Origin of the sequence: Burkholderia pseudomultivorans, from assembly GCF_001718415.1 — a bacterium.
GTDB classification, from domain to species: domain Bacteria; phylum Pseudomonadota; class Gammaproteobacteria; order Burkholderiales; family Burkholderiaceae; genus Burkholderia; species Burkholderia pseudomultivorans_A.
Window position 1 is genome coordinate 299249 of the sequence record NZ_CP013377.1, and the last position, 18673, is coordinate 317921.

At 67.9% G+C, this 18673-nt stretch carries 15 protein-coding genes and 1 pseudogene; 8 read left to right on the forward strand and 8 right to left on the reverse strand.

The annotated features are described in order from the left end of the window. Nucleotides 1–31: 31 nt before the first annotated feature. The 3 genes and pseudogenes from WS57_RS01305 to WS57_RS01315 form a co-directional block, all read right to left on the reverse strand. Nucleotides 32–1485, reverse strand: a pseudogene (locus tag WS57_RS01305) (YfcC family protein). A 100-nt stretch (nt 1486–1585) separates the two neighbouring features. Next, nucleotides 1586–2359, reverse strand: coding sequence for an IclR family transcriptional regulator (locus WS57_RS01310; RefSeq protein WP_009694132.1), 774 nt, complete (start codon nt 2357–2359; stop codon nt 1586–1588). Continuing rightward, nucleotides 2356–3255 carry an N-formylglutamate amidohydrolase gene (locus tag WS57_RS01315; protein ID WP_069243640.1) on the reverse strand — a complete coding sequence of 300 codons (900 nt, stop codon included), beginning with the start codon at nt 3253–3255 and terminating at the stop codon, nt 2356–2358. Before WS57_RS01315 ends, WS57_RS01310 begins: the two co-directional genes overlap by 4 nt. Before the next feature lie 348 nt (nt 3256–3603). On the opposite strand from WS57_RS01315, the gene WS57_RS01320 reads away from it, so the two are divergent. After that, nucleotides 3604–4707 carry a porin gene (locus tag WS57_RS01320; protein WP_059519263.1) on the forward strand — a complete coding sequence of 368 codons (1104 nt, stop codon included), beginning with the start codon at nt 3604–3606 and terminating at the stop codon, nt 4705–4707. Nucleotides 4708–4734: 27 nt separating this feature from the next. On the opposite strand, the gene WS57_RS01325 is transcribed toward WS57_RS01320, so the two are convergent. Then, nucleotides 4735–5571, reverse strand: a complete 837-nt coding sequence (locus WS57_RS01325; RefSeq protein WP_009694128.1) for a DMT family transporter — start codon at nt 5569–5571, stop codon at nt 4735–4737. 112 nt (nt 5572–5683) lie between these two features. Between WS57_RS01325 and selD the strand changes: the two genes are divergently transcribed. The 3 genes from selD to WS57_RS01340 all read left to right on the forward strand — a co-directional run bounded on the left by selD (nt 5684) and on the right by WS57_RS01340 (nt 8758). Continuing rightward, a complete protein-coding gene (selD, locus tag WS57_RS01330) occupies nt 5684–6748 on the forward strand; it encodes a selenide, water dikinase SelD (protein WP_040132019.1) in 1065 nt (354 codons plus the stop codon). A 70-nt stretch (nt 6749–6818) separates the two neighbouring features. After that, nucleotides 6819–7409, forward strand: a complete 591-nt coding sequence (locus tag WS57_RS01335; RefSeq protein WP_060249160.1) for a LysE family translocator — start codon at nt 6819–6821, stop codon at nt 7407–7409. A gap of 275 nt (nt 7410–7684) precedes the next feature. Continuing rightward, a complete protein-coding gene (locus WS57_RS01340; protein ID WP_069243641.1) occupies nt 7685–8758 on the forward strand; it encodes a purine-nucleoside phosphorylase in 1074 nt (357 codons plus the stop codon). A 194-nt stretch (nt 8759–8952) separates the two neighbouring features. Here WS57_RS01340 and WS57_RS01345 read toward each other — a convergent pair whose 3' ends face one another. Both WS57_RS01345 and ceoR read right to left on the reverse strand, forming a co-directional pair. Further along, nucleotides 8953–9246, reverse strand: a complete 294-nt coding sequence (locus tag WS57_RS01345) for a DUF4148 domain-containing protein (protein WP_009693100.1) — start codon at nt 9244–9246, stop codon at nt 8953–8955. Nucleotides 9247–9675: 429 nt separating this feature from the next. Continuing rightward, nucleotides 9676–10680, reverse strand: coding sequence for a putative multidrug efflux transcriptional regulator CeoR (gene ceoR, locus WS57_RS01350; protein WP_009693101.1), 1005 nt, complete (start codon nt 10678–10680; stop codon nt 9676–9678). A gap of 173 nt (nt 10681–10853) precedes the next feature. On the opposite strand from ceoR, the gene WS57_RS01355 reads away from it, so the two are divergent. Genes WS57_RS01355 through opcM form a run of 4 tightly spaced genes read left to right on the forward strand, consistent with a single transcriptional unit; the run spans nt 10854 to nt 17755 of the window. Then, complete coding sequence (locus WS57_RS01355; protein WP_009693102.1) at nt 10854–11714, forward strand: alpha/beta hydrolase; 861 nt, start codon at nt 10854–10856, stop codon at nt 11712–11714. Nucleotides 11715–11745: 31 nt separating this feature from the next. Next, nucleotides 11746–12963, forward strand: a complete 1218-nt coding sequence (gene ceoA, locus WS57_RS01360; protein ID WP_069243642.1) for a multidrug efflux RND transporter periplasmic adaptor subunit CeoA — start codon at nt 11746–11748, stop codon at nt 12961–12963. 45 nt (nt 12964–13008) lie between these two features. Beyond that, nucleotides 13009–16209: a multidrug efflux RND transporter permease subunit CeoB gene (gene ceoB, locus WS57_RS01365; RefSeq protein WP_060300970.1), complete on the forward strand. Its 3201-nt coding sequence runs from the start codon at nt 13009–13011 to the stop codon at nt 16207–16209. A gap of 10 nt (nt 16210–16219) precedes the next feature. Then, complete coding sequence (gene opcM, locus WS57_RS01370; protein ID WP_059519271.1) at nt 16220–17755, forward strand: multidrug efflux transporter outer membrane subunit OpcM; 1536 nt, start codon at nt 16220–16222, stop codon at nt 17753–17755. A gap of 169 nt (nt 17756–17924) precedes the next feature. Here the strand turns inward: opcM and WS57_RS01375 are convergent, their stop codons facing one another. Then, on the reverse strand, nt 17925–18275 hold the full coding sequence (locus WS57_RS01375; protein ID WP_009693107.1) for a type II toxin-antitoxin system ChpB family toxin: 351 nt from the start codon (nt 18273–18275) through the stop codon (nt 17925–17927). Then, nucleotides 18269–18520, reverse strand: coding sequence for an AbrB/MazE/SpoVT family DNA-binding domain-containing protein (locus tag WS57_RS01380; protein WP_006397258.1), 252 nt, complete (start codon nt 18518–18520; stop codon nt 18269–18271). The genes WS57_RS01375 and WS57_RS01380 overlap by 7 nt, the downstream gene beginning before the upstream one ends. Nucleotides 18521–18673: the final 153 nt, after the last annotated feature.

Genomic DNA, 18673 nt, shown 5'->3' on the forward strand with positions numbered 1-18673 from the left:
CGGGCGTGCGCGTCCCGCCGTCCCGCGAAGCTCAATACCCGATCCACACCGCGAACGTCAGCACGGCGCACGACAGCGCGAACAGCGTCAGGAACAGCGGCAGTACGAAGCGGATCCACGCGCCGAAATCGACGCGCGCGGTCGCGAGATACGCGAGCAGCATCCCCGACGTCGGCGTGACGAGGTTCGTCAGGCCGCCGCCGAGCACGAACGCGAGCACCGACGTCTGGCCGCTCACGCCCGACAGCTGCGCGATCGGCCCGATGATCGGCATGCTGACCGCGGCCTTGCCCGAGACCGACGGAATGAACACGTCGAGCACCATCTGCACGCCCATCAGCCCGTTTGCGACCCACACGGGCGACTGGCCGTCCGCGAGGCGCGTGAAGAAGTGGATCAGCGTGTCGAGCACGAGGCTGTTCTGCAGCAGCAGTTCGACCGACGCCGCGAGCCCCATCAGCAGCGCCGCGAGGATCATGTTCTTCATCCCGTCGACGAACGCATCGGCCGCGCTGCGCGAGTCGAGCCTGCCGATCACGGCCGTCACGATGCTCACGAACGCATAGAACGCCGCCAGCTCGATGTTGCCCCACTTCAGCTCGCGCGTGCCATAGATCAGCATCGCGACGGCCGCCGCGAATACGGCCAGCGTCGCCTTGTGGCGCAGCGACAGTTTCGCGACCGCGGGCGCAGCGTGGCCGACGGCGGTCTGCCCGGCGCGATAGCCGGTGCGGCGCACGTAGCGCAGCAGGTACAGGATGCCGATCGTCAGGAACACGACGAACACGGCCGCGCGCAGCGCGACGCCGCTGAACAGCGGCACGCCGACGAGCGGCTGCGCGACGGCCAGCGCAAGCGGGTTCGTGACCGACGCGATATAGCCGATCTTCGCGGCGAGCGCGACCAGCGCGACCGCGAACAGGTCGGACAGGCCGAGGCGCCGCGCGATCACGACGACCATCGGAATGATCACGAGGTACTCGGAGATGAAGCCGAGCAGCGTGCTGCCGAGCCCGATCAGGATCATCAGCAGCGGCGTGAGCAGATACGCGTTGTTGCCGGTGAGCTGCAGCAGCCGGTCGATGCCCGCGTCGACCACGCCGGTGCGGCGCATCACGCCGAACATCCCGCCGACGAACATCACCATCACGATCAGCGGCGCGTTCTTCAGCAATCCTTCCGGAATCGCGACGAACGCCGACACGAGGCTCGCGGGCATCGCCCGCGCGGGCGTGCTGTGGCTGACGGCCGGCGCGACGAGCGTCGCGAGCGCGGCAGTTTTCGGTACCACGTGATAGGTGCCCGGCACGACGAGCCGGCCGTTGCGCTCGAAGCGGCCGGAGTCGACGATCCACGTGAGCGCGATCGCGACGGCGAGCACCCACAGCATCATCACGACCGGGTGCAGCATCCTGCCGTGTGGATGCGGCGCGCGGCCGATTGCGTGGTCGGTTGCGGCGTCGCTCGCGTCGCGGGGCGATGCATCGGCCGGGGCTGCGGGCGCGGCGGCGTCGGCGGCGCGTGCGCCGGTCGGGTTCGGGGAAGCGGCGGACATCGGGTCCTCGTCGGTGAAGGAAGCGGGCCGTCAGGCCGGTTGCAGCGCGGCGCGCGCCGGGACGTAGCCGAGTTCGGCGGAAATCGCGTGACTGCACGCCTGGAGGCGTTCGAGATAGTCGGGGATGTCGGCGTGGCTCACGCGCACTTCGGGGCCCGTCACGCTGACCGACGCGACCGTCGCACCCGTCAGGTCGCGCACCGGCACCGCGATCCCGACCGCGCCGGGCGTCACCTCGCCGCTGCTCACCGCATAGCCTTTGCGCGCGACCGCGTCGAGCTCGCCGGCGAGCTTCGGTGCGTCGTCCGCGCGCCCGGTCTTGCGCAGCTGCGCGAGATAGTCGTCGCGCACCGCGTCGGGCGCGAACGCGAGCAGCACCTTGCCCGATGCGCCGAAGTGGATCGGCCGGCGGTTACCGACCGCGCCGACCGTGCGCACCGCGTGCGTCGTCTCGCAGCGCGCGACGCACACCGATTCGAGCCCTTCGCGCACGCGCAGCACGATGGTCTCGTTGATCGCCTGGTTGAGCGCGAGCATGTGCCGATGCGCGGCGCGCACGAGCGCATTCTGCTGCGAGGCGGCCACGCCGATCACGAACGCCTGCGGGCCGAGCGCATAGGTGGACGTGCGCGGGTCCTGCACGACGAAGCGATGCAGCTCGAGCGTGCACAGCATCCGGTACGTGCGCGACTTGTTGATGCCGAGTTGCGACGCGAGTTCGGTGACGCCGAGATTCGGATGCTCGGCCACGTAGGTCAGCAGTTTGAGCGCGCTGTCGACGGCGTCGACGATGTAGGTCGTCATGCGAGGTCTCCCTGCGGCGCGATGCGCGCGCGCACGTAGTCGGCGAGCGCGTCGAGGTACGCGTCGACCGAGCGCTTCAGCGTGGCGAAGCCCGCGTGCTGCGTGAAGGCGGCTTCGTCCATGTAGAGCGCGCGATTGAATTCGATCTGGATGCTGTGCCGCTGCCGCGCCGGATCGGCGAGCGCGGTCAGCAGGTCGCCGCCCTGGTACGGATCGTTGACCTGCACGCGATAGCCGGCGCGTGCGAACCACTGCGCGGTCCACGCGGTGAACGCGGGATCGGCGCTCGTGCCGCGCCGGTCGCTGACGACGACGTCCGGCCGCAGCGCGCCCGCGTCGACGTTCATCGCGTTGCCGCGCGATTTCATCGAATGGCAGTCGATGTGCCACAGCGCGCCGTGCGCCGCATGCAGCGGCTCGGCCGCGCCGGCGAGCGCGCGACGGTAGGGCAGGTAGTACGCGTCGATGCGGTGGCGCACTTCGGCGAGCGACAGCTTGCGGTCGTAGAGCGGCACGCCCGGCAGCGCGTCGCGCCGGATCAGCCCCATCCCGCGCAGCGTGTACGGCTGCGGCGCCAGCGGCTCGGGCCACGGCTCGGCCAGCAGCGTCGCATCGATGTCGGTCGCCGCGCGGTTCGGGTCGATGTAGGCGCGCGGAAACGTCGCGCCGATCAGCGTGGCGCCGCGCGCGGGCGCGCCGGCCCACAGCGCGTCGACGAACGCGTCCCAGCTCGTGCGGATCGCGCCGTCCGGCGCGACCGGGGCGAAATCGGGCGGATACGCGATGCCGCTGTGCGGCGAGTCGACGACGATCGGCAGCGCGGGCGCGCTCGGCGCGGCGACGAAACAGGCAGGCAGTGCGCCGCCGCTCGCGTTGTTGCAATTAAACGTCAGCATAGGGATCAGGTTCTTTACCTAGTTTCTCGACGTGTCTCGTCCGGTCGTTTTAATCATTAAAACATCGTATCAATATTTCACAACGGCAGAAAATCGCGGTCAAGGGATTTTTTCGGCGTCGCGATTGAGTCGCAAGATCGGCCGCTAACCCTTGTATATATTGGGTTTGTTTCATTCACCGAAACGGCGGCGAAACACGCTGGTTTCATCAGTCTGCGGGTATTTTTGTCGCGCCTTGACGCATAAAACTCCGTAAATCGACAATTAATAAGACGATGTTTTATTCAATAAAACACGTTCGAGCGAAACGAATCGCTCTCCATAATCCAGTCGACAAAGGGGTCGGAGATGAAACGGACGGACAAGGCAATCGCGCTGGCAGGCATCGCGATCGGGATGGTGGCCGCGCACGCGCAGGCGCAATCGAGCGTGACGCTGTACGGCGTCGTCGATTCGGGGATCACCTACACGAACAACCAGAACGGCCACGCCGCGTGGCAGGCGACCGGCGGCAACGAGCAGGGCACGCGCTTCGGGCTGCTCGGCAAGGAAGACCTCGGCGGCGGCACGCGCGCGGTGTTCCGGCTCGAGAACGGCTTCAACATCGAGTCGGGCGCGGCGAGCCAGGGCGGGCGGCTGTTCGGACGCCGCGCATACGTGGGGCTGGAGGACGACCGCTGGGGCACGGTGACGATGGGCCGCCAGTACAACGCGGCGCAGGAAGTGCTGGAGCCGCTGCAGATCGGCGCGACCACCGCGCTCACGCAGTACGCGCTGCATCCGTTCGACACCGACGACCTGAACAACACGTTCCGCACCAACAACTCGGTGCAGTACCAGACGCCCGCCTGGTACGGTCTGCGCGCGATCGGCCTGTACGGGTTCTCGAACTCGGCATCGTTTGCGCAGAACCGCGTGTGGAGCATCGGCACGAGCTACGAGAACGGGCCGCTGCAACTCGGCGCGGCCTACGTGCGCGTCGATCATCCGGCCATCGACACGACTGGCGCGGCCGCGTCCGACAACTACTACACGTTCATCAAGGGCGTGACGCGCCAGCAGATCTGGGGTGCGGGCGGCGCGTACGCGTGGGGCGCCGCGACCTTCGGGCTGTTGTACACGAGTTCGCTGTTCAACCTGCAGACGGGCGGCTCGACGCGCTTCAACAACTACGAGGGCAGCGTGCGCTACCTCGTGACGCCAGCGCTGCAACTGGCGCTCGGCGAGACCTACACGCAGGTGCTCGCGTCGCAGGGACCGAAGCCGAGCGCGCACTACCTGCAGACGAGCGCGGGCGTGCAGTACTTCCTGTCGAAGCGCACCGACGTCTACGTGAACGCGTTCTACCAGCGCGCGTCGTCGAACACGGTGGCCGCGATCGAAGGGATCTCGAATCCGTCGAGCACGCGCACGCAGATCGTCGCGGTGACGGGCATCCGCCACAAGTTCTGATGCAGCGTGTCGCGGCGCGCGCGCCGGCTACAGCCGGATCAGCGCCGCACCCGCCACCACCAGCGCGCATGCGACGAGCCGCTGCGCGCCGGGCCGCTCGCGCATCACGAGCCAGCCGATCGCGACGGCGAAGATCGAGCTGGTCTCGCGCAGCGCCGATACCGTGCCGACCGGCAGGTGCCGGTACGCGAGGATCACGATCCCGTACGCGGCGAGCGAGATCGTGCCGGCGATCGCGCCTTGCCGCAGCGCGGTGCGCGAGCCGAGCACCGCGCGCGGCCCGCCGCGCAGCGCACCGACCAGGACGAATTGCGGCACGCTCCACAGCACGTACACCCATGCGATATAGCCGAGCGCGCTGCCGGACACGCGCGCGCCGATGCCGTCGCAGATCGAATACGCGGCGATGAACACGCCCGTGAGCAGCGCAAACGGCACGCCTTCGCCGGAAAACCGCAATCCGCGCCGCAGCGCGAGCGACATGATGCCGAACGACACCAGCGCGATGCCGACGAAGCCGAGCGGCGTCGGCCGCTCGTGCAGTATCGCGAGCGCCAGCACCGAGACGAGCAGCGGCGAGATGCCGCGCGCGATCGGATAGATCTGCCCGAACTCGCCGCTGCGGTAGGCGCGTGCGAGCGTGAAGCAGTACGCGACCTCGAGCGCCGCCGACGCGGCGATATACGGCCACGCGGCTCGCGCCGGCGCGGGCAGCAGCGCGGCGCCGGCCGCGCCGAACGCGAGATACGGCAGCGACATCGTGCCGAGCTGGACGAGCCGGTCTTCGCTGACGTGCAGGAACGCATTCCAGATCGCGTGCAGCAACGCGGAACCCAGCACGAGGCCGATGAAGAGGTGGTCCATGGGAACGGGTGGACGGGGGCGGGAGAGGAGGCGCGCGGCCATTATGCGGGTATCGGGCGCGCTCGCACGGAATTGTCGATAATGGCGTGTTGTTATTCACCGGATGCAGACCATGACCGAAGCCACCCAAGCCCCGCCCGCCGTTCCGCGCCTCACGAGCCTGTCGCATGGCGGCGGCTGCGGCTGCAAGATCGCGCCGGGCGTGCTGTCCGAGTTGCTGAAGCGCGCGACGCCGCCCGCGCTGTTTCCGGACCTGCTGGTCGGCACCGAGACGTCCGACGATGCGGCCGTGTACCGTCTGAACGACGAGCAGGCGATCGTCGCGACGACCGATTTCTTCATGCCGATCGTCGACGATCCGTACGACTTCGGCCGCATTGCGGCGACCAATGCGCTGTCCGACGTCTATGCGATGGGCGGCAAGCCGATCCTCGCGCTCGCGCTGGTCGGGATGCCGATCAACGTGCTGCCGCACGAGACGATCGCGGCCGTGCTGCGCGGCGGCGAAGCGGTGTGCGCGGACGCCGGCATTCCGGTCGCGGGCGGTCATTCGATCGACTCGGTCGAACCGATCTACGGGCTGGCGGCGATCGGCGTCGTGCACCCGTCGCGCGTGAAGCGCAACGCGGCCGCGCGCGCGGGCGACGTGCTCGTGCTCGGCAAGCCGCTCGGCGTCGGCGTGCTGTCGGCGGCGCTGAAGAAGAACCAGCTCGACGACGCCGGCTACGCACAGATGGTCGCGACGACCACCAAGCTGAACCGGCCGGGCGCCGAGCTTGCCGCACTGCCGGGCGTGCATGCGCTGACCGACGTGACGGGCTTCGGGCTGCTCGGCCATACGCTCGAACTGGCGCGCGGCGCAGGGCTGACCGCGCGCGTGCACTACGCATCGCTGCCGTGGCTCGCGGGCGTCGAGACGTTCGTTGCCGATGGCGTGTTCACCGGCGCGTCGGGGCGCAACTGGGCCGCGTACGGCGCGGACGTGCGGCTGGCGGACGGTTTGCCGCCCGTCGCGCAGGCGCTGCTGACCGACCCGCAGACCTCGGGCGGCCTGCTCGTCGCGTGCACGCCCGACGCGGTCGACGACGTGCTGGCCTGCTTCCGCGCGGACGGCTTCGACCGCGCGGCCGTGATCGGCGAGATGACGGACGGCCCCGCGCGCGTCGACGTGGCCTGACGCGAATTTTCACGCGCGCTTTTTGGCGGCCGCTAGAATCGATGCCTTCCCTCGAGGGCATCGACGACCGATGAACGATTACCTGTTCGGGCTGATGATCGCGCTGTCGGTCGGGCCCGTCGCGCTGATGATCGCGAACTACGGGATGCGCGCCGGCACTGCGAGCGGCGTGCGCGCGGCCGTCGGCGTCGCGACCGCCGACGGCTGCTACGCGGTGGTCGCGTTTACGATCGGCGCGGTGCTGGCGAGCACGCTGGCCGCGCACCTGTCGCTGTTTCGCCTCGTCGGCGCGCTCGTGCTGCTCGCGATGGGCGCGCGGATGCTGTGGCACGCGCTGCGCGATCGCCGCCGCACGCTCGACGGCGATGCGCGGCCGCCGGGCGATCGTCCGTTCATGTCGATGTTCTTCGTCACGCTTGCGAACCCGCTGACGATCCTGCTGTTCTACGGTTACGCAACGGCCGCCGCGGCCACGCACCGGCACTGGCTGACCGGCGCCGCGTGCGTGTTCGTCGGCAGCCTCACGGGGCAGCTGGTGTTCGCGTTCGGCGGCAGCGCGATCGGCCGCGTCGTGAAGTCGCCGGCGCTGCTGGCCGCGAGCCATGTGGTCGCGGCGCTGGTCGTGCTCGGTTACGGCGTCGCGGCGCTCGCGCGGTTGTAGCGGCGGCTTTGCGATGCGCGGGCCGTGGCCCGCCGGTTGCGCCGGTTCGAGGCGTCGGCAGATCGAATAGCATTCCTGATGTTGTCGTTCGATGCGCCGTGCGATACAGGCGCAGACTGCCTCGCGTTCCTTCATGTGCGATGCCGCACCGAGCGCGTCGAAACCCGCGCCGGCGTTTCGTAGTCGGGTTCCGTGTCGCGCACGCGCGTTCTATACTCGGTCGCGCAGTCTCCGAGAGCCGTTCTCACCCAACATCACCGAAACAAGGAACGCCGATGCTGACTCGCTCGATACTTTCCGCCGCCGCCTTCTCGCTTGCGGCCTGTGCGACCGCGCCGTCGATTGCGCAGGACAACCAGGGCAACGAGGGCAATGCCTTCGCCGAGGCCGGCGCACAGGGCCGCCCGGTCAAGGTCATGATCATCACGATGTTCGGGCCGGAAGGGCAGGCCTGGCTCGACCGGATCGGCCCGTGGCGCGACGTCGCCGTGCCGGGCCTGTCGCCCGACTACCCGAACGTCCACTGCAACCGGCAGGACGTCTGCGTGGTGACGACCGGCATGGGCTATGCGAATGCCGCGTCGACGATCATGGCGCTGACGTTCTCGCAGCGCTTCGACCTGCGGCGCACCTACTTCCTGATCTCCGGCATCGCGGGCGTCGACCCCGCGCAAGGCACGGTCGGCTCCGCCGCGTGGTCGAAGTATCTCGTCGATTTCAGCCTGCAATGGGAGCTCGACGCGCGCGAGATTCCCGCCGGCTGGAACACCGGCTATCTCGGCATCAACACGAAGAGCCCGAACGACAAGCCGCCGCTCGACTATCGCACCGAGGTGTTCCAGCTCAATCCGAAGCTGGCCGACGCCGCGTATGCGCTGTCGCGCAACGTCATGCTCGCCGACAGCGCACAGGCGCAGGCCGCGCGCGCGAAATTCACCTACGCGCCGGCGAACCGGCCGCCGACGGTGATCCAGTGCGATACGTCATCCGGCAACACGTGGTTCTCCGGCACGCTGATCGGCGAGCGTGCGCGTCAGTGGACCAAGATCCTGACGGACGGCAAGGGCACGTACTGCATGACCGCGCAGGAAGACAACGCAACCTACGAAGCGCTCAAGCGCGCGGCGAGCGTGAAGCGGGTCGACCTGTCGCGCGTCGCGGTGCTGCGCACCGGTTCGGATTTCGACCGGCCGTACGACGGGCAGACGAGCGCCGACAACCTGCTGAACTATGCGGACCAGGGCGGCTTCGCGCCGGCCACCGAAAACCTGTACCGTGCGGGCAATCCGCTGGTGCAGGAGATCGTCACGCACTGGGGCGAGTGGCGCGACGGCGTGCCGCGCCGCTGATGGCCGGGCGTCCGGCCGCGCCGGTCAATGCGATCGCGGGGCCGAGCGGAACGGCGTCCAGACCGGCGTGCTGTCGTCCCAATGGTCGAGCGGCGAAGGAAGTTGATCGTTCATCATCTGCTCCAGCAACTAACTGATTGAGTCGTCGTCGCCACGCCGCGCAGCGGGTTCGCTGGCTGCGCGGCGTGATTCGTTTACCGGCCCGCGCCTGCGAGCTGGTTGCCTTCCGGCGTCGGGCGATACGGACCTTGAGCGAGTTCGAGCCCTTGCGGATACGACGTCGCCTTGCGCAGGTACGCAAGCGTGCCGTCGCGGCGTGCCTGCTCGACTTCCGCGTTGACCTCGGCGCGCGTGCGCGGGCCGTTGTGCTGCGAGTACCACGACGTGTTGCCGTAGTCGCCGGCATGCGGTGCGGACGTATCGGCGAAGGCCGGCGCCGACACGGCGAGTGCCAGGGCGACGGCGGAAAGAAGGTTGCGGCGGTTCATGACATCACTCCTGTATCGGCGGAGCCGGCGCTGCGGCGCCGGCTCCGGTCCCGTCGTCGGACGGGACGCGTTGGATGCGCAACGGGTGCGCTACAGGGTTTACTCTAGGTGTCCGATCCGACGCGATAAATGCCGTGGACGCGAATTGAATTGTCGTGTCAGAGGAACAATCGTCATCCGCACGGCCGGCGCGGGTATTCGCAAACGGTCGGAAGCCGCTTCGGGCGGGGCTCGCGCCGATGTCGGGCCGGCTGCGCGGCGCGCGTTGCGCGATTGGCCGCGTGCGACACAAAGGTGTGCTGCGGATTCAGGAAGGATCCGGGCGCGACGGCGCGCCCGGCCGTGCGAAAGCGACGCGGCGCACGGACCGGACAGCCCGTGCGCCGCGCTGCTGTTCCGCGCGCGGGACGCGCGGATCAGCGGATCAGATCAGGCGACCCACTCGTTGATCACCGGCGTGTCGAGTGCCGGCGCGCGTTCGGCTTCCTCGAACGTGCGCTTGCTGCACGTCGCGTCGAGGCAGCCCTTGCCGCTCAGCAGCGGGCAGCGATCGAACACTTCGGCGATCCAGTCGACGAACACGCGCACCTTCGGCGACAGGTGGCGGCTGTGCGGATACACGACCGAGATCGGCATCGGCAGCGGCTTGATGCCGGGCAGCACTTCCTTGAGCCGGCCCTCGCGCAGGTGCGGCAGCACCATGAACAGCGGCGGCTGGATCAGCCCGAAGCCTTCGAGCCCGCAGGTCACGTACGCGTCCGCGTCGTTGACCGACACGATGCCGTTCATCTTGACCTCGGTTTCCTTGCCGTCGATCAGGAACGACCAGTCGATCGTGCGGCCCGTGCGGCTCGAGAAATAGTTGACGGCCTTGTGGTCGCTCAGGTCCTCGATGGTCTGCGGCTCGCCGTGCCGTTCGAGATACTCGGGCGACGCAACCGTCACGCCTTCGAACAGGCCGACGCGGCGCGCGACGAGCGACGAATCCTGCAGCGCACCGACGCGGATCACGCAGTCGACGCCTTCCTGCAGCAGGTCGACCGGTCGATCGGACAGGCCCAGCTGCAGATCGATGTCCGGATAGCGCGTATGGAATTCGCACAGCGAAGGAATGACGAGCAGCCGTCCGATCGAGCCGGGCATGTCGATACGCAACTTTCCGTGCGGCTTCCGGTTGTTGTTCTGGAAGCTCGCCTCGGTTTCCTCGACGTCCGCGAGGATCCGCACGCAGCGTTCGTAGTACGCGGCGCCGTCGGGCGTCAGCGACAGCCGGCGCGTGGTCCGGTGCATCAGCCGCACGCCGAGGAATGCTTCGAGATTCTGGATGATCGTCGTGACGGACGCCCGCGGCAGGCTGAGCGTTTCTGCTGCTTTGGTAAAGCTGCTTGTATCGACGACGCGAGTAAACACCTGCATGGCCTGAAGCCGGTCCATCACAACCTCCGCAATCTAATGAGCCGCCGGAACAAAGAGGCTGCGCGGCCTCGTAGGCGACGCAGCCTCTGATTGTTCGGGGGCGTTGAATTGTGTTGCCGGATTATAGGCATTTATCCCAATGTCTGCCGGACCCAGAATTCGTTCCATCTCGAAATGGATGCTGCATCGTCATGGACGCTTCCGAATTCAGCAAATTCCTGCAGGCGGCGCTGCCCGCCGAAGCCAGGCCCGGCGCGGCGCTGACGGTCGCCGAGGTGGAAATCCCCGGCTACGCGCAGGACATCGCGCTGCGCGTTTATCGCCGCGCGGACAAGACCGGGTTGCCAGTAGTGCTTTACTTCCACGGCGGCGGCTTCGTGCGCGGCACGCTCGAGGACGCCGACTTCGCCGCGCGCTTTTTAGCAGAACGCTTACCAGCGCTCGTAGTCTCGGTCGATTATTCGCTCGCGCCGGCGTTCCCGTTTCCGGCCGCGCCGGAAGATGCGTATCGCGCGGCGGTGTGGGCCGCGACGCGCGCCCGTGCGTTCGGCGGCAACCCGAAGAAGATCGGCGTCGCCGGACACGACGCGGGCGGACAGCTCGCCAACTGTCTCGCGTTCATCGCGCGCGACCGCGGCGAAGTGTCGATCGTCGCGCAGGCGCTGTTCGGGCCGATGCTCGATCCGAGCATGACGCGCATCGGCGATGCCGACCGCCTCGCCTCCGACATCACGCCGCGCGAATGCGCGGCATGCTATCGCGCGTATCTGCCCGAGGCGGCGCAGCGCATGCATCCGTATGCGGCGCCGCTCGAATCGTCGCGCCTCGCGGGCTTGCCGCCGACGCTCGTCGTCACCGCCCAGAACGACGTGCTGCATGTGGAAGCGGAGAAATATGCGGGCTGCCTGATCTCGTCGGGCGTGCTGACGCAGGTGATCCGCTACCCGGACGTCACGCACGCCGCGCTAGCGACGCACGAAGCCGCGTTCGAAGAGGCCGTGCGCTTCTTCCAGTGCCGCTTCCAGGCACGCCAGCCGAACCGCAACGAATAACCAATCCAATCCACGCTTACTGGAGATCCAAATGGCCATCCTACGCACCTCCCGTTCACGCATCGCGACAGCGGCGATCGTGACGCTCGCCGTCGTCGGCCTCGGGACGTTCGGCGCGATGCGCGTCAACGCGAACGCACCCGAGAAGGCCGTCGCCCCGCTGCCGGAAGTCGACGTCGCGGCCGTCGTGCCGCAGACCGTGACCGACTGGCAAAGCTATTCGGGCCGCCTCGAAGCGGTCGAGAAAGTCGACGTGCGCCCGCAGGTGTCGGGCACGATCGTCGCGGTGAACTTCAAGGACGGCGCGCTCGTGAAGAAGGGCGACGTGCTGTTCGTGATCGATCCGCGCCCGTATCAGGCGGAAGTCGACCGCGCCGCCGCTCAGCTCGCGGCCGCGCAGGCGCGCAACGGCTACGCGCAGACCGACTGGCAGCGCGCGCAGCGGCTGATCGGCGACAACGCGATCGCGAAGCGCGATTTCGACGAGAAGCAGAACGCGGCGCGCGAGGCGACCGCGAACCTGAAGGCCGCCGAAGCCGCGCTCGAAACCGCGCGCATCAACCTCGGCTACACGCGGATCACCGCGCCGGTGTCGGGGCGCGTGTCGCGCGCCGAAATCACGGTCGGCAACGTCGTGTCGGCCGGCGCCTCGGCCGCGCCGCTCACGACGCTGGTATCGGTGTCGCCGATCTACGCGTCGTTCGATGCGGACGAGCAGACCTACCTGCAATACATCAACGGCGCGCGCGACGGCCGCAAGGTGCCGGTCGAGCTCGGGCTCGCGAACGAGACCGGCTATTCGCGCAGCGGCGTGATCGACTCGGTCGACAACCGGCTCGACACGTCGTCGGGCACGATCCGCGTGCGCGCGCGTTTCGACAATGCGGACGGCACGCTGGTCCCGGGCCTGTATGCGCGCGTGAAGGTCGGCGGCAGCGCGCCGCACCAGGCGCTGCTGGTCGACGACGCGGCGATCAACACCGACCAGGACAAGAAGTTCGTGTTCGTCGTCGATGCGCAGGGCCGCGTGTCGTATCGCGAAGTGCAGCAGGGCATGCAGCACGGCAACCAGCGCGTGATCGTGAGCGGGCTGGCCGCCGGCGACCGCGTGATCGTCAACGGCACGCAGCGCGTGCGGCCCGGCGAGCAGGTGAAGCCGCACATGGTCCCGATGTCGGGCGGCGATGCGCCGTCCGCGCCGCTCGCGGACAACGCGAAGCCGGCCGCAACGGCGAAGGCGGATTCGTAAGCGGCCCGCCGCTACGCATTCGCGTTCAACCAGACAGAGCCATCCATGAACATTTCCAAATTCTTTATCGACCGGCCCATCTTCGCAGGAGTCCTATCGGTGATCATCCTGCTCGGCGGGGTGATCGCGATGTTCCTGCTGCCGATTTCGGAATATCCGGAGGTCGTGCCGCCATCGGTGATCGTGAAGGCGCAGTATCCCGGCGCGAACCCGAAGGTGATCGCCGAGACGGTCGCGTCGCCGCTCGAAGAGCAGATCAACGGCGTCGAGGACATGCTCTACATGCAGTCGCAGGCGAACAGCGACGGCAACATGACGATCACCGTCACGTTCAAGCTCGGCACCGATCCGGACAAGGCCACGCAGCTCGTGCAGAACCGCGTGAACCAGGCGCTGCCGCGTCTGCCGGAAGACGTGCAGCGGCTCGGCATCACGACCGTGAAGAGCTCGCCGACGCTGACCATGGTCGTGCACCTGATCTCGCCGGACAACCGCTACGACATGACGTATCTGCGCAACTACGCGCTGATCAACGTGAAGGATCGCCTGTCGCGGATCCAGGGCGTCGGCCAGGTGCAGCTGTGGGGCTCGGGCGACTACGCGATGCGCGTGTGGCTCGATCCGCAGAAGGTCGCGCAGCGCGGGCTCGCCGCCGAGGACGTCGTGCAGGCGATCCGCGAGCAGAACGTGCAGGTCGCGGCCGGCGTGATCGGCGCGTCGCCGTCGCTGCCGGGCACGCCGCTGCAGCTGTCGGTCAACGCGCGCGGCCGCCTGCAGACGGAAGACGAGTTCGGCGACATCGTCGTGAAGACGACGCCGGACGGCGGCGTCACGCATCTGCGCGACATCGCGCGGATCCAGCTCGACGCGTCCGAATACGGGCTGCGCTCGCTGCTCGACAACAAGCCGGCCGTCGCGATGGCGATCAACCAGTCGCCGGGCGCGAACTCGCTGCAGATCTCGGACGAAGTGCGCAAGACGATGGCCGAGCTGAAGCAGGACATGCCGGCGGGCGTCGACTACAAGATCGTCTACGACCCGACGCAGTTCGTGCGTTCGTCGATCAAGGCCGTCGTGCACACGCTGCTCGAAGCGATCGCGCTGGTCGTGATCGTCGTGATCGTGTTCCTGCAGACCTGGCGCGCGTCGATCATTCCGCTGATCGCGGTGCCGGTGTCGATCGTCGGCACGTTCTCGCTGCTGCTCGGTTTCGGCTATTCGATCAATGCGCTGTCGCTGTTCGGGATGGTGCTCGCGATCGGGATCGTGGTCGACGATGCGATCGTCGTGGTCGAGAACGTCGAGCGCAACATCGAGAGCGGGATGAGCGCAAGGCAGGCGACCTACAAGGCGATGCAGGAAGTGAGCGGGCCGATCATCGCGATCGCGCTGACGCTGGTCGCCGTGTTCGTGCCGCTCGCCTTCATGTCGGGCCTGACCGGCCAGTTCTACAAGCAGTTCGCGATGACGATCGCGATCTCGACGGTGATCTCGGCGTTCAACTCGCTGACGCTGTCGCCGGCATTGTCCGCGATCCTGCTGAAGGGTCACGGCGACAAGGAGGACTGGCTCACGCGCGTGATGAACCGCGTGCTCGGCGGTTTCTTCCGGCGCTTCAACAAGGTGTTCCATCGCGGTGCGGAGCACTACGGCCGCGGCGTGCGCGGCGTGCTGTCGCGCAAGGCCGTGATGCTCGGCGTGTATCTGGTGCTGGTCGGCGCGACGGTGCTGGTGTCGAAGGTCGTGCCGGGCGGCTTCGTGCCCGCGCAGGACAAGGAATACCTGATCGCGTTCGCGCAGCTGCCGAACGGCGCGTCGCTCGACCGCACCGAGAAGGTGATCCGCGACATGGGTTCGATCGCGCTGAAGCAGCCGGGCGTCGAGAGCGCGGTCGCGTTCCCGGGGCTGTCGGTGAACGGCTTCACGAACAGCTCGAGCGCGGGCATCGTGTTCGTCACGCTGAAGCCGTTCGCGCAGCGGCACGGCAAGGCGCTGTCGGCCGGTGCGATCGCGGGTGCGCTGAACCAGAAGTACGGTGCGATCAAGGACTCGTTCGTCGCGGTGTTCCCGCCGCCGCCGGTGCTCGGCCTCGGCACGCTCGGCGGCTTCAAGATGCAGGTGGAGGATCGCGGCGCGGTCGGCTATGCGCGGCTTGCGGATGCGACCAACGACTTCATCAAGCGCGCGCAGCAGGCGCCGGAACTCGGCCCGTTGTTTACGAGCTACCAGATCAACGTGCCGCAGCTCAACGTCGATCTCGATCGCGTGAAGGCGAAGCAGCTCGGCGTGTCGGTCACCGACGTGTTCAACACGATGCAGGTGTATCTCGGCTCGCTGTACGTGAACGACTTCAACCGCTTCGGACGCGTGTACCAGGTGCGCGTGCAGGCCGATGCGCCGTTCCGCCAGCGCGCGGACGACATCCTGCAGCTGAAGACGCGCAACGCTGCCGGCGAGATGGTCCCGCTGTCGTCGCTCGTGACGGTGACGCCGACGTTCGGCCCTGAAATGGTCGTGCGCTACAACGGCTACACGGCGGCCGACATCAACGGCGGCCCGGCGCCGGGCTTCTCGTCGGGCCAGGCGCAGGCCGCGATCGAGCGGATCGCGCACGAAACGCTGCCGCGCGGCGTGCGCTTCGAGTGGACCGACCTCACGTACCAGCAGATCCTCGCGGGCGATTCGGCGATGTGGGTGTTCCCGATCAGCGTGCTGCTCGTGTTCCTCGTGCTTGCTGCGCTGTACGAGAGCCTGACGCTGCCGCTTGCGGTGATCCTGATCGTGCCGATGAGCATTCTGTCGGCGCTGACCGGCGTATGGCTCACGCAGGGCGACAACAACATCTTCACGCAGATCGGCCTGATGGTGCTGGTCGGCTTGTCGGCGAAGAACGCGATCCTGATCGTCGAGTTCGCGCGCGAGCTCGAACACGACGGCAGGACGCCGCTCGAGGCCGCGATCGAGGCGAGCCGGCTGCGGCTGCGCCCGATCCTGATGACGTCGATCGCTTTCATCATGGGCGTCGTGCCGCTCGTCACGTCGACCGGCGCGGGTGCGGAAATGCGTCATGCGATGGGCGTCGCGGTGTTCTTCGGGATGCTCGGCGTGACGCTGTTCGGGCTGATGCTGACGCCGGTGTTCTACGTGGTGCTGCGCACGCTCGCGGGCGGCAAGATTCACGTCGCCGGCAAGGACTCGGCCGGCTATGGCGTACCGGCCCAGGGTGTGCCGGCTTCGGATGCTTGAGGATAGACAGATGGACAACATGCACAACCCGAATGGCCTGATGCGCATCGCCAAGGCGGCGGCCGCGAGCACGCTGCTCGCGACGCTGCTGGCCGCGTGCGCGGTGGGCCCGGACTACAAGCGTCCGGACGTGTCGACGCCGGCCGCATTCAAGGAAGCGCCGACGCTGGCGCCGGGCGAGCAGGCCGGCACGTGGAAGACGGCCGAGCCGTCGGATGGCGCGCATCGCGGCGAATGGTGGAAGGTGTTCGGCGACCCGGTGCTCGATTCGCTCGAGGCGCAGGCGCTCGCCGCGAACCAGAACCTGAAGGCCGCGGCCGCGCGCGTCGAGGAAGCGCGCGCGGCGACGCGCAGCGCGCGCTCGCAGTGGTTCCCGCAGATCGGCGCGGGCTTCGGGCCGACGCGCGAAGGGCTGTCGTCGGCGTCGCAGTTCCAGCCGCAGGGCACGGGGCCGACCACCGCGACGCTGTGGCGGGCGCAGGGCACGGTGTCGTATGAAGCTGACCTGTTCGGCCGTGTCGGCCGCAACGTCGAGGCGTCGCGCGCGGACCAGGCGCAGAGCGAGGCGCTGTTCCGTTCGGTGCAGCTCGCGCTGCAGGCCGACGTCGCGCAGAACTACTTCGAACTGCGTCAGCTCGATTCGGACCAGGACCTGTACCGCCGCACGGTCGAGCTGCGCGAGCAGGCGCTGAAGCTCGTGCAGCGCCGCTTCAACGAGGGCGACATCAGCGAGCTCGACGTGTCGCGCGCGAAGAACGAACTCGCGACCGCGCAGGCCGATGCCGTCGGCGTCGCGCGCCGGCGCGCGGCGTCCGAGCATGCGCTCGCGATCCTGCTCGGCAAGGCGCCCGCGGATTTCTCGTTCAAGGAAGCACCGATCGTGCCGGTCGCGGTGAAGGTGCCGCCAGGGCTGCCCTCCGCGCTGCTCGAACGCCGCCCGGACGTGGCCGCGGCCGAGCGCGCGATGGCAGCCGCGAACGCCCGGATCGGTCTCGCGAAGTCCGCGTACTTTCCGAAGCTCGACATCACGGGTTCGTTCGGCTACGAGGCGTCGACGCTCGGCAACCTGTTCCTGTGGTCGAGCCGCACGTTCCTGCTCGGGCCGTTCGCGGGAACCGCGCTGACGCTGCCGTTGTTCGACGGCGGGCGACGCGCGGCCGGCGTGCAGCAGGCGCGCGCGCAGTACGACGAGCAGGTCGCGAACTACCGGCAGCAGGTGCTGGTCGCGTTCCGCGAGGTCGAGGACAATCTCGCCGACCTGCGCCTGCTCGACGACCAGATCCGCGCGCAGGACGCGGCCGTCAATGCGTCGCGCCGCGCGGCGACGCTGTCGCGCACGCAGTATCAGGAAGGTGAAGTCGCGTATCTCGACGTGATCGACAGCGAACGGTCGGTGCTGCAGTCGCAGTTGCAGGCGAATCAGCTGACCGGGGCGCAGGCGGTGTCGACCGTGAACCTCATCCGTGCGCTGGGCGGTGGGTGGGGTGGTGCGCCGACGGCGGTCGGCGATGCGGCGACGGCCAAGGCGGAGATCGCGGGGCGTTGACGCGTCGACGCGGGTGGCGGGCCGCTGCGCCACATGAAGTTCAGCCAGCCCCGATCCGCGGTGACGCGGATCGGGATTGCAACTTCCCGCACGCGTTATACCGCTTCCGCCGTGTAAACCTCGGGTCGTCCAGCAGAGAGACTATCCGCCTGGCGGAAAAGCCCTTTCATTATTCGATGATCGTCTGAAGCCGGGCGAGTGCATCTTCCACGACCTCGACAGGCGCGCGTTCGACCTTGCGAGCGCCGCGCGCCTCCAGGTCGAGCATGCGAACCATGTTCACCAGTGCGACGCCCTGCGTCTCGGTTCCTGCACCGGACAGCGGGACCGCGAACCCTGCGAACCGGGCAAATTCGCCACCCTGGGTGATCGGTGCGACCAGCGCAACGCCCAAAGCGTTGAACGCTGCCGGGGAGAGCACCAGCGCCGGACGAAAGTCGCCCTGCTGCTCACGACCGAGAGTCGGATTCAGGCTCACGCGCACGATATCGCCTCGCTCGAACTTGACGCGCTTCACCATGCCTCACGCCCCACCGGCTTGACCTCGCCCCATGCAGCCATGTCGGCAGGGAAAGGCGCTTTCGTGTCGCATTGGGCAACGAGATCATCGAGCGAATACTTGCGGCGGGCCGGCGTCAACAACACGCCATCCGGGCGCACGTCCGCGCTCAGCGAACTGCCGACCGTCGCGTTGATCTGTTCGAGCAGAACGCTGGGCAAACGAACCGCCGCGCTATTGCCCCATTTTTGAATCTTGAGTTCCATGGCAACCTCCAAATGTTTATCCATTGTAGAAACGCATCGCGCGGATTGCAAGTTATTTGTATCTACAATGAAGATACGTTTGGGGGCTTTCACACGGCTATCGCGTCGCGGCGGCGATTGGCGTGACACGGGGCACCTCCGTACTGCAACTAA